Consider the following 20484-nt stretch of genomic DNA (forward strand, 5'->3'; position numbering starts at 1 on the left):
ACATCTTTAAAACTCTTTGAGAAAAAATAAATTGGTACAAAACCTAGTGTCAAAATATACAAAACCTGCTGGCAAGCTACAACGATTAAAGACAGTTTTAATAATATCGCTTTATAAACTGTGGCGGAGAGAGAGGGATTTGAACCCCCGATAGAGTTGCCCCTATGCCGCATTTCGAGTGCGGTGCTTTCAACCACTCAGCCATCTCTCCATAATAAAGTGAAACAAAAATCGGCACTATTTGAGTGTATAAGGGGTAGATAACCTTCAATTGTTTTTGGTACAACCTTTTTTTCTTTTTTATGGGACTTTATTGACAGAGAATAGAAATTCCTTCATATATACAAAATATAAGCGTGGGGAAATCTGCGCATATTTGTGTTGAAGAAGGTTTTATCCTTCTTTGGGATCTATTACGACTGATAAAAAGCAGCCTATTTTCCCTTATTTCAAGGCAGAAATTAAATAAGAGCTGGAGTGAACGGAAGGATAAAAAATGTTCGCAGTCATTAAAACTGGTGGTAAGCAATACCGCATTGTTGCTAATCAAGTGGTAAAAGTTGAAAAAGTTAGTGGAAATGCGGGTGATGTTGTTGAATTCAATGACATATTAATGGTTGGGCAAGAAGGTAATGCGGTTATTGGTACCCCTGTCGTTGCTGATGCATTGGTGACAGCTGAGATTTTAGAACAGGCACGTGGGCGCAAGGTTATCGCATTTAAGAAGCGCCGTCGTCAAAATTCTAAACGCACGCGTGGCCATCGTCAAGAATTTACGAGGATTCGTGTTTTAGAAATTTTAATGGGTGGTTCAAAACCTAAAAAAGTTGCTGCAAAACCGATAAAAGAAGAAGCAATTACACCAAAAGAAACAAAAGCTGCTGCTTCTGTTGAGAAGACGGCTAAAAAAACAGTTGAAAAAAAGACTGCGCCGCAGAAGAAAGCGTCTGTAGCATCAAAGAGTAAGAAAGATTAAAGGAGAGCGTCTATGGCACATAAAAAAGCTGGTGGTTCCTCGCGTAATGGTCGTGATTCAGAATCGAAACGTCTAGGCGTTAAAAAATTTGGTGGTGAAACCGTTATTGCCGGAAATATTATTATTCGCCAGCGTGGTACACGTTGGCATCCTGGTAACAATGTTGGTATTGGAAAAGATCATACGCTTTTTGCATTATCAAATGGAAAGGTTTCTTTTCAACGCAAAGCGGGTAATCGTTTCTATGTTTCAGTCATTCCTATGCTGGAGGCAGCAGAGTAATCTGTAACACTCTCTAGCAATCAACAGGATTTTATTGAATTATAGTTGTGGTTTTATAAGTATTAAAAGGGAAAGATAGAGTCTTATCTTTCCCTTTTTGCGTTGGTACTATAATAAATGTAGAAGATATACGAAAAAGGTAGAATTGAGGAAATGGCTTTTATCAATGAGGGAAAAAGTTTCTGCGCTGTTATGTTAGTATTTAAGTACTGAACATATTGATATTATGATAGAGTTTGTTGATAAGTTTCTGTATAATAATAGTGAGGAGAGACTTTCTTTTTATGTATGAAGAAGCGTCGAGTAATTTCTTATAAGAGAAGCAGTTTGTTTTCAGAAAATTATGAGAAATTTAATGAGAGCATTATTGATGTAATCATTTTGATAAAGATGGATCTTTTTATCGGCATTGTGGTATTGATGAGTTGTCATACTGTTTTTAGGTGGTAGTGTGGATAGGTGGGGCTATTCATTTAAAAAGACATAGGGATAAAAAATCCATAAGAAGGTAGTCAAAACTACTTTGAAAGTGACGTGCATTAAGGAATTTTCGGTAAATCGAGAGTGAAATTATATTTTTAAGGAAGACGGTGTTTAAAGATATAAAAATAACCAACGTGCAATCAGCGCCCTTCAAAAATATTTTTTCTGATTTCACTATTATTGTGTATTGTTGAAAATAAACAAGCATAAGAGCTAGAGTTAAGGCAATCATTGCGTTTCATTTTTTACTTTATTTATCTTATTTGTAGAGTTTTTCTTTATTTTAGTAATTGATGATAGTGCTTGGGGGGATGTTCGTACTTTGCAAATGTGCGACAGAGGGTATTGTGTATTTGCGATGTTGATTGAAGTAAAGGTGTAGCTTAAAATATATAAATATTATATATCGAGGGTTTGATATCATAAGATGGGCAGCACGGAATTTTAAAGATGATAAGTTGCATGGAGCAATTTGTAATTATGTAATGAATTTATAAAGAGGGATAATAGGTTAAATAAACTTTGAGGAATCAATCAAAATATTAGCTGAAGTTACGGATGATTGGGAAGGATGCTTTCTTGTAGGAAAAATAATGAAAAGTTATGTTGGATAACTTAGGATCAACTTAGGATAATAAGAGCATTTTGAAAGCATAGTTTTTCAGGTGATTGGTGCTGTAAAAAACGGGGTTTTGTCTTTGTAAAGTAAAAGAGTAAGAGGCAGACTTGTTTATGATGGTTTTAAGCACTTAGGTGGATAATAATATCTAATTGTTTTATCGGTTATATTGAGGTATTTAAGCACCTCACTTAGCTATATTCTGTAAAATATAAAGAGAGCTGTGGTGGTATTTATAGCTTGTATTTTGGGAAATGCAGCTTTGAAAAGGAATGTATCAGAGATATTGGTGTTCAAATGTGAGGCAATTTGAATTCATGATGAGATATGAGAAAGCAGAAGCAATGAATGTAGATTTTGCTGATGGTGAAATCTTGTCTATAAGATCTGTACAACTTGCAGCTGCTTTTGATCATAAAAATGATGCAATTTATGCTGCCGCTGAATTGCTTGTGCAGGTTGGTGCAGTTGATAAGTGTTATCTGGCAAGCATGCTTGAACGTGAAGAAACAACCAATACTTGGCTTGGAAATGGTATAGCCATTCCTCATGGTATGGCTGAAAATCGTGATTTAATTATCAAGGATGCTGTTGCTGTTATACAGGTTCCTGCTGGTGTTGAGTGGCAGGATGGCAAGAAAGCATATTTGGTTATTGCCATTGCAGCGTGTCCAGATCGCTATAGAGAAATTTGTAAAAAATTGACGTCTCTTTTATTTGATAAAAAACAGCTTGAAGTACTTGCAACAACTATGGACAAACAACAAATTGTTACAACTTTGTTTGACCAAAATATGAAGATAGAAAAAACTTTTATTGGTGACCTTTCTGTGTGTCAGGAATGGACTTTAGATTATCCAAGTGGTCTTCATGCACGACCAGCTTCTCTTTGGGTTGATTTTGCGAAAAAGGCTCAAAGTTCCATCAGAGTTCGCCATGGTCAATATACCGTTGAAATGAAAAATTTGGTTGGTTTATTGCAATTAGGAGTAAAAAACGGTGATGTTCTGATTTTTTCTACAGATGCTGCAGAAGGAGCACAACTTCTCAATGATGCCATTGCTATTGCAAAAAAAGTGAGTATTAGTGAAAAATGTCTGATAAGAGCAATGGAATCTCAAACAAAGGCTTTTCATGGTTGGTATCCACGCTCTATGCAAAAAGGCATTTCTGGTGTTGGAGCGAGTTCAGGATTAGCATTTGGTAAGATTTTTGTTTTAAGGCAAAATGATATTTCCATAATAGATCAGCCAATTGATTTTGCAGCTGGTGCAGCATGTCTTGAAAATGCTCTTACAAAAACAAAACATAAAATGGCATCTGTGATTTCTGATATTACAGTGCGTATGGGAGCAGATTCTGCTGCGATTTTTTCTGCGCAAATGGTTTTGCTTGAAGATGAAAATTTAATAGCTCAAGCTTATCGTTTTATAGCGGAAGGTCATGGTGTCGCTTGGTCTTGGGATAGAGCGGTTCGTCAATTTTCAGATATGTTTTTTAAGGTAGATAATCCTTTGTTAGCAGCACGTGCTGTTAATTTAGTTGATGTTGGTCGACGTGTTTTAGGTGAAATCAATCCATCCTATAGATCGTTCTTTTTAAATGATATTCCACATGGTGTAATTCTGGTTACAAATGACCTTTCTCCTTCTGATGTAGCACAACTTGATTGTACAAGGGTAAAAGGATTAGCAACAGCATGGGGAGGTCCATTATCTCATACAGCTATTTTGGCGCGTACTCTTGGTATTCCAATGGTTGTTGCTGCAGGTGATGATATTTTAGCAATTCAGTCTGATATTCAGGCTATTATTGATGGCGATAACGGGTTTATTTACCTTAATCCTACGCTTGAAGACGTTGAAGATGCTCAAAGGCATATTGATACTGTTGCGCAAAAACGTGTCAGTGAAATAAGTGCGTGTAGATTACCAGCGCAAACGATAGATGGTCAAAGAATTCGTATTATGGCTAATGTCAACTACGCAAATCAGGTTCCTGTTGCGCTTGATTTGGGGGCTGAAGGTGTTGGACTCATGCGCACGGAATTTTTGTTTTTAGAGAATCCATATATTCCGGATGAAGAGCTACAATTTAATATATATCGGGCGATGATTACAGCTGTAGGAGATAAGCCATTAATTATTCGTGCACTTGATATTGGTGGAGATAAACAGGTTACGCATTTACATTTATCTAAAGAGGACAATCCTTTTTTAGGTGTTCGAGGAACGCGGCTTTTGTTACGTCGACGTGATCTTTTGGTGCCTCAATTACGTGCTTTATATCGAGCGGCAAAAGAGGGTGGAGATCTATGGATTGTGTTTCCGATGGTCATGTCTGTTTCAGAGATTGTCGCTATAAAAAAGATTGCAGAGGAAATCCGCAACGATGTTGATGCACCAAAATTAAAACTTGGTATTATGATCGAAGTTCCAGCAGCGGCCATTATGGCAGATGTATTAAGCGCCCATGTTGATTTTTTTTCAATTGGAACCAATGACCTAACACAGTATACAATGGCTGTTGATCGGCAAAGTCCGTACCTTGTGTCTGAAGCTGATAGCCTTGATCCAGCAGTTTTGCGTATGATTTATCAGACTATTCAGGGAGCTGCACAACATAAGTGTTGGGTTAGTGTATGTGGTGGTATGGCTGGAGATCCTTTTGGTGCAATGATTTTGACTGGATTGGGAATTCATGAGCTTTCTATGATATCTTGCGATATTTCTCCAGTAAAGGCGTGTTTACAGACTCATAGTTTTGAAGATATGAAAATTTTAGCACAAAAAGCATTACAATGTGAAACTGCACGAGCTGTACGTGCTCTAAGCAAGGATATAAGGTAATAAAGAACATTAAGGGGAAAGAACGAGCTCATTTTGCAGACTAATCAGATCTTTAGTGCTGTAAAAATTAATACAGTATATTAATTTATAATGGTAATTTATCGTTTTACATAATGAGAACCCTGAATATTGTAGGTTTTTTTCGTTTTAAATTTCTCTATATTTAATTAATAAAAATTACTCTTTTATACATTACAAGGAGGAGTAATGTATGGATAAAAACACTCTAAGAAAGAATAATTCCTTTTATGCATTCTCTCAAATAGCAATAGATATTGTAACATTAGGCGACAAATAGCGTGATAGTACTTGGCTTTTACTTTTTATTTAAGGAAAGATGATGTTATCCAATAGATTTTATACCATTCATAGATACCGTATGAGGTAGATGTGGCAAGCTTTAAGAGATGTTTTTTTACAAACGTGTGGATGGGAAAGAAAATAGTATTTTTAGAGTATTCTGTTTTGTGATGAGACCATATCACGCTTAAAGAATGCGATAATCAAAAGTATGAAGTAATACGTAATTTTTTTAAATAATTGAGATTACTTTAGATATTTTAAAAACTATAAAGCTGAATTTAAGAGTATATGGTAAAAATGAAAACAGGTTTGCATTTTTATTATTTTGGATTTAATCAAAATGAGACTATTTTTTCATTTTAGAAAATAAAATATATTCATACATATTAAATTAAAAATGCAAAGTTTTTTTCTGAATTTTATTTTCTTTAGTATCAACTAAATATAGAAGTGTGAAATTGAATAGAGGATTTAGAATAGGGCTTATTATGTAATCCTATGAAAGAGAAAACTGATACCATCACACTATTTTACAGCTCTCAATGTTGCAAAAATTCGTGCTATTTAAGAAAATGCATAAGAGCCACTTATCCTCTCTTAAAATGTTCTTCCCCCACATACCATCCCTTCCTATGACTTATAAGTAAGTGATTTTAATTATTTGGTTGTGTAAAACTATGGACTGTATGCTAATTTTAAGAGAAGTATTTTTTTGTGAAGCAGAAAGTGCGTAAATGAGCATGAAAGTTTATAACTGGTGACAATCTTTTTATTCTCATTATTGTATTCTACAAACCTATCCACGAAAAAAGTTTTTTCTTAAAAAGAAGGGAAGTGCTTGTTATTCAACAGATAAAAGCTCTTACTTTAATAAATGAATTTGTTTTTTGGGTTTTGAATGTATAGTTTAGACTTGCACGTTATTTCTTTCTGGGTATAGTGCGAACTTCTGGAGAGGTGGCCGAGTGGTTGAAGGCGCACGCCTGGAACGCGTGTATATGGGAAACCATATCGAGGGTTCGAATCCCTCTCTCTCCGCCATTGATGATAAACAAACCTTTATATATATTTTATCACATAACCTTTAAATCCTAGAATGTACGAAATTTTTTGATATTTTTTGTTGATCGGATCTCTATAAAAACTCTTTAATTTTTCTTTTATTGCTTCTTTTCTGAAAAGATTTGTACTTGGAAACAGGAAGTGCGGAATCTTTAGACAAGAAACATCAATCGCTTGTGAACAGGGCAGTTCGTGTCTATCTAATAGTATAGCATTGTTAACGAGCGGGCTCTACAACTGCGTGAAGGGTAAAGAAGGGTTTATAATATTTTTTGAGACAAGGAAATTGGATCTTCCGAGAGATTGAAAGTTTGTTTGGACTTGTTAGTCAAATTTTGTTTTTTATTGTATTTCTCCCATGGGGACATTGATCTTGTCCAGTGCTTGTAAGGCTACCTACAGAGTTATTTTTTCAGATTTTCATCTTTAAGTGTTCCGGTTTTCGCTGTTTTTGGCATTTCTACAGGACACAAACAGCATTTTGTCTGCTGTAAATTCAATTTTAAATTGTTTGTATTTTATAGCGGCTGATGTAGGGCAGTGATATTTATCATTTGGTTTTACGAATTGCGAGAACACCGTTTTTAACCAGTTGGTAACCATTGTCTGATACTGTTTTTGAGTGCGATCTCCAAAAATGAGCACAAGGAGCTTTGACTGATGGCTCTCCAATCCATTTCTGGAAAGTTTTGTGTTTTATGGCGTTGTTTCCCTAACAAAGTCTGCGCTTTTGTTATTGCTTGTAAATAAACATCTACATCTAATGCCGCAGCATGTTTTAGACAAGGATTAAGGCGGATGAGTGCTTTCTCTGCTGTTTCAGATTTTGTATGCCAAATAGGAGCAAATGTGTTATATATCTCTTTGGGTAATTTCTAAAACGAGCAGATAGCCTAATTTAGAGAGAATATGAAGTTTTAAGGATAGAAAACACTTCCCATCTCCTTTTAATTCTGCTTTACGACTTTTAAAGATCTCAAGTAATATATTTTAAATAATGAAGATTATGCATTGATTCATGCTTTTTTTATTGCGTTCTTGAATGAGGGAACACCCCTCACGTAAAACAGAATGCCATTGGTTTGCCAATTCACGGTTTTTTAAAAGAAACATCTCTCAAAGAGCACCCAGGCCCATTTTACGGCGATGTCCGTGAATGGTATAACGATAAAGCTATTGAGCAGTGCCATCTTTAAGTTTATGAAAGAGCAAGCCGGCACCATCACACATTTTGCCAGCTCGTGGATGTTGCGACAGCCCTTAGTACTTAAGACGATTCATGAGAGGTATTCTTAGTCTTTTCTTAATAGTTTTTTACCTACATGCTAGTCTTGCTTGTGGTGTGTAAACAAGTGATTTTAATTGATTCAACATACATAGATTTGAAATGAGGAAATCTTACGATATTCGGGTCTTTAATTCAATATGAATAACGATATATTATCATTATAAATCAATGTCTTGTCCAATAGTTGATGGGTCGTATGTTTACTTTTTTTTCTTGTTTATTCACGAAGCTGCATTTCTGCAATCAATTTTCATCAGGTGAGAATCTACTTTATGATCAAAGTTGGCCACATTGGAAGGAGGAATCTTGACCATGTGGTTACGTTCAGTATGCTCAAACTTAACAGGAAAACTCTATCAATCGACCATAATGGAGAAATGCACCGTCACTCAACCGATGAAGCCAAGAGATCATTCAAGCATAGCTTTTGTTTGTCATTATAAAATATTTTTTCGAATATTATTGAATGATTTTTACCATTATCACCAACTTAAAGCTTTAGAATCAATGGTGATCATAGAGCTATTTGCAATTTCGTTTATTAACGGGCTAAATTCGTTTTATCTACACCAGAGGTACCAAAAACTTCAGTTTTTCTTGTGCAATGTGCTCATTTAAAATTAATATCATGAATATTTATCTATTACTATAATCAGAATAAAGGTTGGCGTAATAATTGAATATCATTCATGCAACGCTTTTTTTATGGCTAAGGCCTTTTAGGTAAATGGATAGCCCCTGTAAAATAAATAAAGGTGCGCAAAAACCTACGAGTATACAAAGTTCGTATAAGATAGAAAATGAAAAAAAGTGTGCTGCATATAAAAGCAAAATAGAAAATAAAGCTGTTATAATGCGCACGCTGGCATCACCTACCAAAATTACCTCAGCCAAATTGTCACTAGGTGTAACGGCTTGACCAATTGTTATCCCAGATACCCTAAAATAAAATTGCCCAATTCCTAATAAAAAACCCATGATATAGAGAGAGTATTGGGTAAAGTTTAAATATAAAACAAAAGAGATGGCAATTATTGCGAAAGCTGGTGCACCCCATACGAAAAAACGAACTAAAGATGGAAATTTCCGTAAATAATAGGATGAAACGAAGCCATTGATTACAAAACCCAGTGCTGACAAAGCAAAAACAGAATTTTGAATGGCTGTAAATTTTATATTATCTGATGTTATCGATGCAAGAACAAGTGGCAATAAAACGATAGCGCCTGTATAGAGAAAATTATTCAAGATACGATTAATCGTCAAAAACCGCAAAGCATAAATTTGCCAAAGACATTTAAAACCAACACCATAAGATCTTTGAATTGGTCTTTTTGATGGTTCTTTTTTCCTATTTATTTGCTGTATAGACTTCATATAAAACCATAAACTGGCATTTAAAAGATAAATAAAGATAATAAAAGCTATAGCTATTTTGTGTCCCAAATGCGCAATTATAAAATATATAAGCAATGGAGACACAATAATAAAAAACTGACAGCAACTCGTATAAAATGCAAAAATACTAGCTTTTTGTTTTGGGTCTGAAATTAATTGATTTAAAGCAGTGTTATTATTTGGGTTATCAGCTCCCATCAATAAAGCAAGTAAAAAAACACAAATAAAATAAGTACTGAGTTGTTTATAAATAATAAGGAAGATAGCAAGGCAGCACAAATAATTTGACTATAAAATCCAATTATAAAGCCTTGGTAGCGCGACAACACGTTTCCCAAACATAAGCCTGCAATTCCAATTGCAATTAAATTAACAACATTTAGAGTAGCAGATGCTTCTCCTGTTGTATCTTGCAATTGTAATAAAGAAAGGCCAATAGATAATATACTACCAGCACAAAAACTTGTTAAACATCCAATCAAAATCATAAGAAAAACAGAATTACGCAACACTTTTCTTATTTCCAGATAAAGCGTTAAGCCATTTTGTAATTTCTTCTGTTGTTAAATGTGGTTCGGCACTAAATCCTAGTTTTTCATAAAATTTGCATTCAAATGCATTACGGGTACTCATTTTTTGCAAGCCATCTATTAGCATGAATTCTATACCAGGCAATATTGTGCTCATAGATTGAGACAAATAATAAGAAACTGCTCTCCAATATATATGGCTACGATCTCTTGCTAAATAATTTTCTAAAGCATATTTCGGGTAACAACCATCTAAAATACGTTTTGGACAACGATATAATGGATAACAAATACGAATAGCATCTACTTCACGCACAGGAAAAGGAGAAATATTCTTTCCTCTCATGATATTATAAAAACTTTCAGCAAGCAGATCTTCTAAATTCAGCCCAACCACAACAAGATTGGTTTCTAATTTTCTAGCAACATGAGATAAAGCTAGCCGAACTGCTAAAGTTCCAATGACCTCTAAGTCAGATTCTGGATAAGCTTTTCTAAAATTTCCCGCCCAATCTGTCTCTGTGACCCCCAATAATTGTCCAACTTCATTTGAATGAACAAGGTGCAATTCTAAACCAATATCAGTACAAAGTTTTTGAGCTCTTGAAACTCCTGTATCCCAATCTGGTATTCCTAACATCATTACAGGAACTAAAGAATCTTTAGGTATTCCAACTTCTATTAAACTTTGTAATAATGTATTAGAGTCTCCACCCCCGCTGACTCCGACAATTACTTTCTCACCACTATAAAAACTAAAAAAGTTATCTATGAATTTGCTAACTTTTAGCGAGACAAATGAATGATATTCTTTCTTACTAATAAAAACATGTTCCCTAACTTTTTCTTTATGGTTATCGAAAATATATTTTGCCACAATTTTATCATCAACTTTAGAATAAATATTTTTCTTTTGGTTTAATTAATTGTTATAATCAAAATTTCTATCTGTTCTAAAAATAAGCTCTTCTTCTCCTAGATTTTCTAGTAACTGCTGTACAGTCTTTCCAAGAAAAGACACTACCTCAACACTCCCATCCTGAAAATTTTATATGCACACAATATGGAATGCCATGTATTTTAAAACTTGTTCAACTATAACTCTTCTGATGGGAAAAATAAATCACGAAACCCATGTGCTGTTACAACCCGAAAAACAATCACACATCTCCCTCTAATGATAGACGATGTCATTAGAGGAAAGTTGCAATGATATAGGTAGAATAAATAAATTAACCAAAGAAAACTGAAGAGCTGATAGAAAAAAATTTATTTCATACCTTGTAACTCTATCTAAATTTTAATCATTTTTGTTAAAGGTTCTTATGCAACTTTTTCTACATTTAGCACTATCTCTCCACTGGTTTGCAACAACGGATTAATAGCTAGATTCGTCTGTGTCATAATAGTCCTCCTTTTGTAAAACAGAGCTTAAATCTCGATGTATAAACATTTTTATTCTTTAATATATTCTCTTCATATGCTTTAGATTAACAACACACCAAAACCCAAAATAAAAATATTTATTTTACTTAAGTTATTGAATATTATTTAAAAAGTATGGAAATAAAGTGATTAAAGAGTTAAAAAATTATTTAAAAGTTCAAATCCATCTACATTTTAGAGCCATCACGCATGGTAATAGCAGTTATCATTAAGGTATACTAAGTATGCTTGATAACTTTTCTGCCTCTTGCCTATAGGGAGTTCTAGATAGAGATAATACTAGAATCCATCCGCGAATGCTCGACAATAAAGCTGTAAACAAAATTATTTCTTTGTTGTTTAATCCGTTAAGCTGGATCCATTTTTAATATTTGTCTATATTTTCAATTATTTGCGCTTCTGAATCCATGTTTTCCTCCCAATTGCTGTATTTTATAAGAAATTGCTACGAATGATCCTCTCCAAAGCTGATAATTCATCATCACTGTGTCCCCAAATTGCTATAATAGCTGGGCAGGTATTTAAATCGATGGTTAGGGGGAGGGGCTCGTTTTCTTTAAAAAAGAGCATAAAATGAACCACATTTTCCCAAGAATGAAGCTTTTGCTACCATACGTTAACATCTTTTATAATATGACCGTCGATCTCGTTGATAAGGAAGATAATACGCCCTTTTTTCTTAAAGCGACTTGGGGTTTGCGAAAACACGCCTGCAATAAGGTTAACGGAGCTTTCAAGTAAACCATCTTCATAGCAATGCGCGAACAAGGTGGGTGCAATTCCTCCGTGGAGGCGGGCTCCTACTTCGATCATCACTGGACCACGAGCTGTTTGCATGATTTCCATATGCGCAAGTCCATATTCAATCTCCAGCGCGCGAATGCATTGTTTTGCATAAGAGATAAGAGGGGCATAAGAGGGATCTTGAGAATCAAGTACATCAAGCGTTTCATAAACAAAAGTACTTCCATTATGAATACCTTTTTTATATCGTGACAAACTACATATTTTTATAGCCTCTCCCTTTACAACGGCATCGACGATGTATTCCTCTCCCTCCAATCTTTCTTGAAGCAAATAGGCCTCGTTAGGTGCGCCAAAAATATTTTTTTTCTTCCAGTCGATTTCAGAGGCCCACGTTACTACTTCCTCAAGATTAGAGAAAAACAAAACACCATCACTCCCTGCAGAATCATTTGGCTTTACCACATAGCCGCTGTGGCTTTCAAAACCATCGAGAGTACAATCGTTTTTTGTAAGAATTTTTGATCGGATGTAAGATAAACCATTTTCACAAAGACGTTTTTGCATCGCTGCTTTTTTCCGTCGCCAATCGGTAGTCAAGGGGTTATTCCCAAGACAACCATAATAAGCCGCCAATTGCTCTGCACAATAGATACCTCTTTCGGCACCCGCTATTACAGCCTCTATCGTGCCGATAGGAAAGCGTTTCTTTATCTCATCTACACTATGAAGCTTCGCTTCTGCCATGCCCTTTCCCTGATAAGAAAGCATAAAGTGTGAAAAAGGAGCTGCGTGAGAGACAACACCATAACAAGCATAGCCTAATTTTTGCAAAGCAGGGCCATAGAGGGCACCCGTGGAGAAAGGGTCGACAATAAGAATAGGTTTTCTCATACTTTGTTCCGCTGTGATAAAAGGAAAAGAACATAAATAAAGATTATTAGCCCTATAAGGGGCAGAAGATAAACAGCTGCTTGAGGACCCATAAGGGCAGAGCTTGTAAGAAGACCAAGAATGACATAACCTGCCGACTGGGAGAGAGTATAAAGCATGCCGCTATAGCTTCCCACCAGCTCTGCTTGAGCCTCTGTTTTGGTCGCTTCAATCGTATGTTTGCGGGCATTAATTCGCATGGTATTCATTGAAAAGCCAATAAAAAAGCAAAAGACCACAGCCAAATAGGGCGATTGTGTGGTGCTAAAAATAAGATCAGCTACGCTCAATATAAGGGCTGGGAGAATAAATTCAAAACGAGGGATTTTGATAAAAGCAGCCAAAAAAGCGCCCATGCCCGCAACCGCACTGCAAAGCCCATAGTATTCAGAGCCAAAATTTTTCACACTCTGAAAAAGAATGGTTGCCAGCGTATTATAAGCGCAAATATGAAAGCCAATAAGTCCTATGCAGACGCATAAAAGTTTAAGCTCACGGGAGAGTCCATCCGCTTGCGGTGTAGGTGCTGGCTTCTTACCAGTTGCAAGTGCTGTGGTATCTGTAGCGTTGTATTCATCGCAAAATATAATATATCCGGCTATAAGGCTTATAATGATGTCAAACACACAAAGTGTCACAATCAAACCATTATAACCGATTTCAGCCGCTGCCCCTCGAGGGCTGGTCGCTTCTATAAGAGATAACCACTTAGTGCTGCTCCCAAAAATGCGCCAATTTGCACCACTGTCTGCATAATGCGGGAAGCCTTTTGGGCGCTAATATAACCACTAAGTGCTAGTTTAGTATTATAAGTCTCGAGTGTGCTTAAGGTAATCAAAGAGAGATAGCCGATAGAGATAGAGACAGCGATAAAACCAAAGGGGGAATCAGCGTAATGGAAAAGAGCAATCAATAAAAGAAGGCTATAGATAATGATCCGCCTTTTGTATAAATCGACCAACCGCAGTGAGGCTTTAATGCGCACAAGACCGCTTTTTTTCAAAAGATAGGGCATAAGGGTGCCCAAAGCCATGGTTACGCCCAGGAAAACCGATGAGGATGTTATGCGATAAGCATTCCAAAGATTACTTAAAAATAAAACCATATCAGAAAGATACAGCAGGACAACAAGCCCATAAAACCGAAACATCAGTTGTTTGTGCACATTATCCCCCCATGTTAAATACACATGCTATACATTATACATTTTTACAAAAAGCTAATATATGTGTTGTTAGGCATGTCAAGTTTTTTCGATAGAAGCATGATACAGATTTGAACGATAACGTTTATCATAGCGATAGCTAATTTTGGAGAAACTGAGAGCGGAGGCGGTTGGTATTTTTACTGTATCTCTTGTGAGGTGCTTTTCCAATGAGGAGTTTCTTCGCTAAATGACCAGTATAGCTATGTTCTTGGGAGGGCTGTGTTTGCACTCTTAAGATTTCCTCCATTTATACTCAAGGTTTAGGTTTTTCTATTGACCGTTGTTAGATGTTGTTGTGACAATAAACTTCGTTATCTATCAGAAACATTTATGGCATTAGCGCTAAGGTATTGTATTAAAACCTTTACATGGTAGTCTGTCTGATAGAGAGGTATTATTGGTTCAGTTTTAGGAGGCTTTATTACGGCTGATTTGGGCGTCGTCGTTGTTTGAGGTCTTATTATAATATTCTTAATTTCAGTTTATGAATATACCGAAAAATATAGTGAAACATTTGATTTAAACGCTTTTGCAAGGCATATTTCAATATCTCAGCGATGTTTTCCAAGAATTGCTCTGCTGCTTTTTGACGGGATCGGATATCAAATGCTTATAGCGAGGGCAGTGGTTTGAGAAAAGATAGAGCTGATTTCATTAGATTTCTATGTAGAGCAATCCAGTACCAGCTCTTAGGACAATAATATACTGAGATCGAACTCATTTCTATACATTTACACGACGCTATAGGAGTAATCCTCAGAAACTCTACTAGAATTCGTTAAAAAAATAGCTGGGTATGGAGTGTGATCAAAAAAATATATTTTTTACAAATACTTAATCTCATTTTAAGTTGTCTAAAATATAACTTTATCTTAAAACTAAGTCTATATACCGCCATTTATCATAAAGTTAATAAGTTATACAAAATGCGGGAGTATTGCGTTTTTCTGTTTAGAGACGAGTAAAAAAACACCTTATTAAACATTAAGAGATTTTAGACATAAAACAATTTAACTTATGGAGAGTATATAGACAAAATGTATCTTGATAAAAAAGTTTATAACTCCATGCGGTCTTCAAAGAAATTTTCTGGTTCTTTTATTGTCTTATGCGGGTTTGATGGGAGTGGAAAGACAACACAAACAAAAGAAATTGCTCGCCATTACTCAACAGAAAAACATATAATACAAACTTTTAACACAGTTATTGGTATAGAAATAATCCAGAAATTAGAGATTACTTAGATAATGGAAAAGCAATTGATCCGTTGCTTTTAGCACTCTTAGCAAGGCAGATAGACGCAAACATACGCTTGAAATTATTGAACCTTCCTTAACGTCATCGCAAAATTTATTAATTAGCGATCGATATGTTTATTCTAGTCTTGCTTATTTTTATGCTCGAGAGCTTTCTGTTGAAAGTGTCGTTAAATTAAATCAATCTATTCCAAGACCTCATATTACATTTTATCTTCATTTACCGCCCATTACTATACTGGAACGGTTGCAGAAAAGGGATGGTTTAAACTTAAAATACGAAGAAAAACTCTCTTTTATTGAAAAAATTTACAAAGTATACAAAGTTTTATCGGAAATAGATGAGCGGTTTATAACAATTGATGGAACTACTCCTGTTTCTTTAATTCATCATCAAATACGACATCATATAGATAAGTTTTTTTGATTATGAATAAAATCATTTATTAATCAATTTATCCACGATAAATCCTCCTTTATGTATTCGTACTCTAAATCTGAAACTTTAGAGATGTGATTGCAATAATTTAACTGCTCAGGAAAAATATCACGTTATATATTTTAATTAGAAAACTAACTGTAATGGGCTTGTTTTAAAAGATTTAGAGAAGGGGAGTAGAAAAGTTAGCAATATTTATTGTGAGGATAATAGTATGTTTATTCTTTTAGAGACGAAGTGTGGTGATAGAAGAACGACATGGAGGAATATACTCGAGCATATTTTAGTGCACAGAATAATAAGGACAATAATGTGAGTGAAGCTTCCATACCGTAAAATTGTTTCACAGATGTATAAAGGTGTAGCTTCTGAATAAAACGCACATAAAATATTAATTTTGTTTTTGTCCATAAATGTTCCGTTTTCATAGAAGAATTAATCATAAAACAGCACAAAGATTGTAAAAGCCTCAAAAAAGAAATTTTGCTTTCTTAAATTTAATGATCTAAAATAAAAATTGTAAGAATGCCTGTTTTTAAACAGGATGTATCATGCATATCGACTGGTATTCATTTTAGAGGATAATTTATGTTCACTTCAAATTTGAAGGAACGCATTGCTTTATTTGAAAATAGAACTTTTCTCTATTTTACTTTGAGCGGCTTATTTGCTACATTTGGAAGTGGACTAAATTATATTACATTGTCATGGCTCGCTTACAATCAGACGGGCTCAATCCGTGGTGTAGCGTTGATGATGCTTTTTCTTTGGACGCCTGGCATTATTTTTGCGCCTATTTTTGGCATATTGGCAGATAAATATAATCGTAAAACGCAGATTATTATTTCAAATCTTGTGAGAGGTTTGGTAATTGTAAGCTGGGTAATGCTTTGGCATTTTGGTATAGAAATTGAATTGATGGTCTTATCTGCTCTTTTGGGTATTTTTATCCCTTTTTATATGCCATCAGCTATTTCTTTAATTCAAAGTATTGTGCTGAAGGAACAGCTCATCAATGCAAATGCGACCATCGATATGGTTTATGAACTTGGCACTATCGTAGGTATGGGCTTAAGTGGATTTATACTGTCCTATGCAGGAACAAAAGGAACTCTTCTAATAGGTGGTATATTCTTTATCATTGCTGGTTTATTTAATTTTGCAATGAAGGTACCTAAAAACCGAAGATCTAAAAAACAAAACCAGCAAAATTGGTGGGAAAATTATACAGCATCCCTTCATTATTTTAAACAGAATCCAGCTCTTGTTGTACCTTATATAAGCCAGATGATTATTATGACTCTTTTGATGACCATTCCTGTTATTCTTGTTCCTTATATACAAGAGGTTTTACATGCGGATAGCACGACCTTTGCAATATTTGAGGTGCTTTATTCCATGGGCGTATTGACAGGTGCGTTTTTTTCACCACTTCTTTGTAAAGTTTTATCCATAAGGAAAACATTAGCCATTTTATTAGCTTTTATGGCTATTGGCCTCGCTATTTTATCTGTTAATACACACAATTTTATTGTTTTTCCTGTTTACTTTATGATTGGATTTGGACTTTCGAGTTGGGCTCTTTCGATTTCTTTATCACAACTCTCTTGTGATCCTGAATACCAAGGAAGATTGCAGGCAAGTTTTAATGGTATCTCTGGATGCTTGATTCTCGGAGTCTACCTCACTATGGCAAGCGATAACAGTAACATATCACCTCAATCGATATATTTTTTTCAAAGCATTGTTGCGTTTGTTGGAATACTCATAGTGCTGTTTTATAAACATGAAAAACAATAAATTACATTTAAGTGTGGTCAATATACGCTATTTTATAAATATCTACGCTGCAGCACATTTCATATTTTGCTTTTAAAGGAGAGTTGAGAAAATGTAAAAGTTGGTGCTTAATGAACAAAGCATAAATTGATGTATGCTAGAGAATACTCTCTATTTTTTGATAATGATCTAAAAAAATTGATGCGTTTCTTTAATTCATCTCACTGTTGTTAAGAAGACGAAAACGTAACACTTTAAATCTTCTTGAAAGTTTTTTGTTTAAGCGTAGTAGAAAGTAAAGCAATAAGGTAATATCGTATCATATGGGGAGAGTATTGTATTATTTTTGTTTTTCAAAATCCATATGAAAAATTGTATCAATTTCATCTTCATTGGAATGAGTATTTCTACGACGATGCAAGGTTTGCACAATCTCTTTTTTTAAAACAGCATCTGTTTCACTTAAACGGTGAATACTGAGTTCCAATTCAAGAGATAACGCCAAATCCACGCACAGTTTAAGCTCTTCTCCAATGTCGAAACCGCGTTGATAGTCGTCATAAAGACCAACTAGTGTATCAGATAATTCTTTATCGCATAAAGAGGTCATGCTTAATTCCTCAACGTTGCGGGTTTCCATGCAGCTTTTTTAAGTATCACTCCACTATCATCACTTAAAATTGCCATGTATACGAACCTCATGGTTTTGTCAATTTTCTGCAAAATACGCGCTTTTAAATCAAAGCCTATTAAAGATTTTATTACTCCAAGATTTTGAAGCGCCCAATTGTAAATATGGATGGCAATGTGTTTACTATAGAATTTATAGCATTTAAAATACATTGCCAAAAGGCTTTTAATATGCGTAGAGGAAGAGTATTCTGACGATAAACCAAACACCCTGAAATCTCTATTGCCAGTTACAGCTAAATCAGTGCCATTAATATATAAAATAAGCAAACAGGGTTTGTAAACGTCTAACTTTTTAATAACGAGTGATAATCTCATTTTTTGTAGAATACCAATTATTTTGCCTATTTTATATTGATTTTTAGACATTGATAAACTTTTTACCTTATAAAAACCTATGGGAAATGCATTAGCATATTTTTGTAATAAGATTTCAGTGGTATATTACACAGCATGAAATGAAGAGAATCGTATTAGGCTTTTTGCTTTTGAAAGAATATGACTGCAACTTTTGAGAAAGCAGTTGGCAAGAATTGGCTTGGCATGCAAACTGATAGAGTTGGCAGTGGCGCATTTAGTTTTTTCATTGGCCTGTGTCCAAATGTTTTTGACTCTGGAAAATAGCCTCTGATAGGCTTGAGTTTTTCCAAGGTTATATTACAGGGGCGCAGCTCAGAAAAATACCACGGCGATTGCATTTTTTGTAATTGTCATAATTTTCGCTCCTGCTTGAATGGATGCTGTAACATCCGTTTTTGTGGGGTTATGTATGTGATAACTGCTCTTCTTAAGGGGCAGTAACAATAGATGTAAATCAATATAATTATTTAGACAACAATTATATTGATTTTGGAGTGTTTTTTTTGGCTCGTCCGGAAGCAAAACCTAAAACTGAGTTGGCAAAACGTTTTCGTGAAGTGCGTCACGCTCTTGGTTTTACAGAGCGTAAGCAGTTTGCTGAATGTCTTGGTATCACTGCTGGCTCTATAGGAACTTATGAAACTGGTATAAGTGAGCCTACAGCCTCTGCGCTCTCCAAATATCAAGAAATTTGTGGTGTTTCATTAGATTGGCTAGTAACGGGAAATGGTGAGATGTTTTCAGATGTGGCAAAGGCGAAAGCAGCTGGTTTTAAACCGCAGGCGATTCCTACTGGGCTGATGAAAAAGCTGGGACATTTAGTTTATACGACCTATCATGATGCAAAAATAACACTTTCTCCTGAAGATGTTGCGGAATTAGCAGCAGAGCTTTATGGAAGATTGCAAGAGCTTATTCAAAACCTCAATGATATAGAAGAAGTCGAAGCCACTTTGCCACTTTTAAAATTACATTTAAAGCGTAAAATTGAAACTGAAAAGCACATCTAGAAATTTCATAAGATACGAATGAACAGCCTTTAAAAAAATAAAACTTTTTTTATTTTCTGCTGTATAACCAAGTTTGGAATGTGAAAATCTCACGATTTTCGAGTCTCTTATTCAACCTAAAAAACGAGAAACTATCATTATAAATCAATATATTTCTCTGATTAAAGATAAAATGGTTCATAAAAAGAATGACGAGTAGTGATACAAACAAAATTTCTTCAAAAAGAAGCTAATATAGTGCCATTCCTGAAATATTTGTTGGTTGAAGAAAAGATACGGACAACAGTGAAAATACAATGACGATGTTTTGTTCCTATAGAAGGGTAACAGATATATAAGAGAGAAGAACGAAAGACTATTTATAGGCGCGCTTTTGTCTTTTTATGAAGATGATAAGATGAGCACGTTAAAACTTTTTACAGATCGTGCATCATTATATTTAAGACAGATTTCTTTCAAAAAGATATATAATATATTGAAACAGTTTACCTTGCAACAAAAAGTGAGATTATGATGATAATCATTATCTATTACATTGTGCAATAAGTTAAAAAAATCATAAATTTGTGCTTATAAGAACAGCTAATTTATTGAGAAGTATTTTTACAAATTTATAAAAAATAATTTTTACACTCTTGCCATTCTTCTGATGCGCTTTATTTGAAAAGTAGAATTGCTCTTTAGTGAAACTATTTTTGTTAAGAGATAAATCGCAGTATTTTTGAATGGAGATAACGGTATATTTTCAAAGTCTTGTGTTTTTATTTATTTTTTAGCTTGAATCCCTCTAGCTAAAAGGGTTGGGGACTTTTCTAGATTCGATGTTGTTG

At 34.7% G+C, this 20484-nt stretch carries 15 protein-coding genes, 2 tRNA genes and 1 pseudogene; 8 read left to right on the forward strand and 10 right to left on the reverse strand.

Annotated elements, in window-relative coordinates; genetic code table 11:
- Window positions 1-121: 121 nt before the first annotated feature.
- Window positions 122-211, reverse strand: a tRNA-Ser gene (locus ACFILT_RS00530).
- Between the two features lie 285 nt (window positions 212-496).
- Between ACFILT_RS00530 and rplU the strand changes: the two genes are divergently transcribed.
- The 4 genes from rplU (at window position 497) to ACFILT_RS00550 (ending at window position 6553) form a co-directional block, all read left to right on the forward strand.
- Window positions 497-976: a 50S ribosomal protein L21 gene (gene rplU / locus ACFILT_RS00535; protein ID WP_375679409.1), complete on the forward strand. Its 480-nt coding sequence runs from the start codon at window positions 497-499 to the stop codon at window positions 974-976.
- A gap of 12 nt (window positions 977-988) precedes the next feature.
- Entirely contained in the window at window positions 989-1258 is a 270-nt protein-coding gene (gene rpmA / locus ACFILT_RS00540; protein ID WP_375679410.1) for a 50S ribosomal protein L27, read from the forward strand.
- A 1419-nt stretch (window positions 1259-2677) separates the two neighbouring features.
- A complete protein-coding gene (gene ptsP, locus ACFILT_RS00545; protein WP_375678792.1) occupies window positions 2678-5209 on the forward strand; it encodes a phosphoenolpyruvate--protein phosphotransferase in 2532 nt (843 codons plus the stop codon).
- Window positions 5210-6463: 1254 nt separating this feature from the next.
- Window positions 6464-6553, forward strand: a tRNA-Ser gene (locus ACFILT_RS00550).
- 680 nt (window positions 6554-7233) lie between these two features.
- On the opposite strand, the pseudogene ACFILT_RS00555 reads toward ACFILT_RS00550, so the two are convergent.
- The 7 genes and pseudogenes from ACFILT_RS00555 to ACFILT_RS00585 all read right to left on the reverse strand — a co-directional run.
- A pseudogene (locus ACFILT_RS00555) lies at window positions 7234-7804 on the reverse strand (integrase); the annotation flags it as partial.
- 745 nt (window positions 7805-8549) lie between these two features.
- On the reverse strand, window positions 8550-9539 hold the full coding sequence (locus ACFILT_RS00560; protein WP_375679411.1) for an MFS transporter: 990 nt from the start codon (window positions 9537-9539) through the stop codon (window positions 8550-8552).
- Complete coding sequence (locus ACFILT_RS00565; RefSeq protein ID WP_375679422.1) at window positions 9458-9769, reverse strand: hypothetical protein; 312 nt, start codon at window positions 9767-9769, stop codon at window positions 9458-9460. The genes ACFILT_RS00560 and ACFILT_RS00565 overlap by 82 nt, the downstream gene beginning before the upstream one ends.
- Window positions 9762-10667 (reverse strand): hypothetical protein, encoded by a 906-nt coding sequence (locus tag ACFILT_RS00570; protein ID WP_375679412.1) that lies wholly within the window; start codon window positions 10665-10667, stop codon window positions 9762-9764. The genes ACFILT_RS00565 and ACFILT_RS00570 overlap by 8 nt, the downstream gene beginning before the upstream one ends.
- A gap of 1175 nt (window positions 10668-11842) precedes the next feature.
- Window positions 11843-12874 (reverse strand): ATP-grasp domain-containing protein, encoded by a 1032-nt coding sequence (locus ACFILT_RS00575; RefSeq protein ID WP_375679414.1) that lies wholly within the window; start codon window positions 12872-12874, stop codon window positions 11843-11845.
- Window positions 12871-13551, reverse strand: coding sequence for a hypothetical protein (locus ACFILT_RS00580; protein WP_375679415.1), 681 nt, complete (start codon window positions 13549-13551; stop codon window positions 12871-12873). Before ACFILT_RS00580 ends, ACFILT_RS00575 begins: the two co-directional genes overlap by 4 nt.
- Before the next feature lie 53 nt (window positions 13552-13604).
- Window positions 13605-14078 (reverse strand): hypothetical protein, encoded by a 474-nt coding sequence (locus tag ACFILT_RS00585; RefSeq protein ID WP_375679416.1) that lies wholly within the window; start codon window positions 14076-14078, stop codon window positions 13605-13607.
- Window positions 14079-15157: 1079 nt separating this feature from the next.
- On the opposite strand from ACFILT_RS00585, the gene ACFILT_RS00590 reads away from it, so the two are divergent.
- The 3 genes from ACFILT_RS00590 (at window position 15158) to ACFILT_RS00600 (ending at window position 17615) form a co-directional block, all read left to right on the forward strand.
- Window positions 15158-15364 (forward strand): hypothetical protein, encoded by a 207-nt coding sequence (locus ACFILT_RS00590; RefSeq protein ID WP_375679417.1) that lies wholly within the window; start codon window positions 15158-15160, stop codon window positions 15362-15364.
- A 76-nt stretch (window positions 15365-15440) separates the two neighbouring features.
- Window positions 15441-15803, forward strand: a complete 363-nt coding sequence (locus ACFILT_RS00595) for a dTMP kinase (RefSeq protein ID WP_375629598.1) — start codon at window positions 15441-15443, stop codon at window positions 15801-15803.
- 600 nt (window positions 15804-16403) lie between these two features.
- Window positions 16404-17615, forward strand: coding sequence for an MFS transporter (locus ACFILT_RS00600; RefSeq protein ID WP_375678320.1), 1212 nt, complete (start codon window positions 16404-16406; stop codon window positions 17613-17615).
- Between the two features lie 319 nt (window positions 17616-17934).
- Here the strand turns inward: ACFILT_RS00600 and ACFILT_RS00605 are convergent, their stop codons facing one another.
- The gene (locus ACFILT_RS00605) at window positions 17935-18204 is read right to left on the reverse strand and encodes a hypothetical protein (protein ID WP_012754562.1); all 270 of its coding nucleotides are present in this window, start codon (window positions 18202-18204) and stop codon (window positions 17935-17937) included.
- 2 nt (window positions 18205-18206) lie between these two features.
- Window positions 18207-18653: a hypothetical protein gene (locus tag ACFILT_RS00610; protein ID WP_375608751.1), complete on the reverse strand. Its 447-nt coding sequence runs from the start codon at window positions 18651-18653 to the stop codon at window positions 18207-18209.
- A 494-nt stretch (window positions 18654-19147) separates the two neighbouring features.
- On the opposite strand from ACFILT_RS00610, the gene ACFILT_RS00615 reads away from it, so the two are divergent.
- Window positions 19148-19654, forward strand: coding sequence for a helix-turn-helix domain-containing protein (locus ACFILT_RS00615; RefSeq protein WP_375678322.1), 507 nt, complete (start codon window positions 19148-19150; stop codon window positions 19652-19654).
- Window positions 19655-20484: the final 830 nt, after the last annotated feature.

It is taken from the genome of Bartonella sp. AP7XZML, assembly GCF_042195745.1.
Taxonomy (GTDB): domain Bacteria; phylum Pseudomonadota; class Alphaproteobacteria; order Rhizobiales; family Rhizobiaceae; genus Bartonella.

Excerpts from the sequence above, each read along its gene's own strand:
- ACFILT_RS00590 (WP_375679417.1), top strand. The coding sequence starts at position 15,158 with ATGTATCTTGATAAAAAAGTTTATAACTCCATGCGGTCTTCAAAGAAA.
- rpmA (WP_375679410.1), top strand. The coding sequence starts at position 989 with ATGGCACATAAAAAAGCTGGTGGTTCCTCGCGTAATGGTCGTGATTCA.
- ACFILT_RS00600 (WP_375678320.1), top strand. The coding sequence starts at position 16,404 with ATGTTCACTTCAAATTTGAAGGAACGCATTGCTTTATTTGAAAATAGA.
- rplU (WP_375679409.1), top strand. The coding sequence starts at position 497 with ATGTTCGCAGTCATTAAAACTGGTGGTAAGCAATACCGCATTGTTGCT.
- ACFILT_RS00610 (WP_375608751.1), bottom strand. The coding sequence starts at position 18,653 with ATGTCTAAAAATCAATATAAAATAGGCAAAATAATTGGTATTCTACAA.
- ptsP (WP_375678792.1), top strand. The coding sequence starts at position 2,678 with ATGATGAGATATGAGAAAGCAGAAGCAATGAATGTAGATTTTGCTGAT.
- ACFILT_RS00575 (WP_375679414.1), bottom strand. The coding sequence starts at position 12,874 with ATGAGAAAACCTATTCTTATTGTCGACCCTTTCTCCACGGGTGCCCTC.
- ACFILT_RS00605 (WP_012754562.1), bottom strand. The coding sequence starts at position 18,204 with ATGACCTCTTTATGCGATAAAGAATTATCTGATACACTAGTTGGTCTT.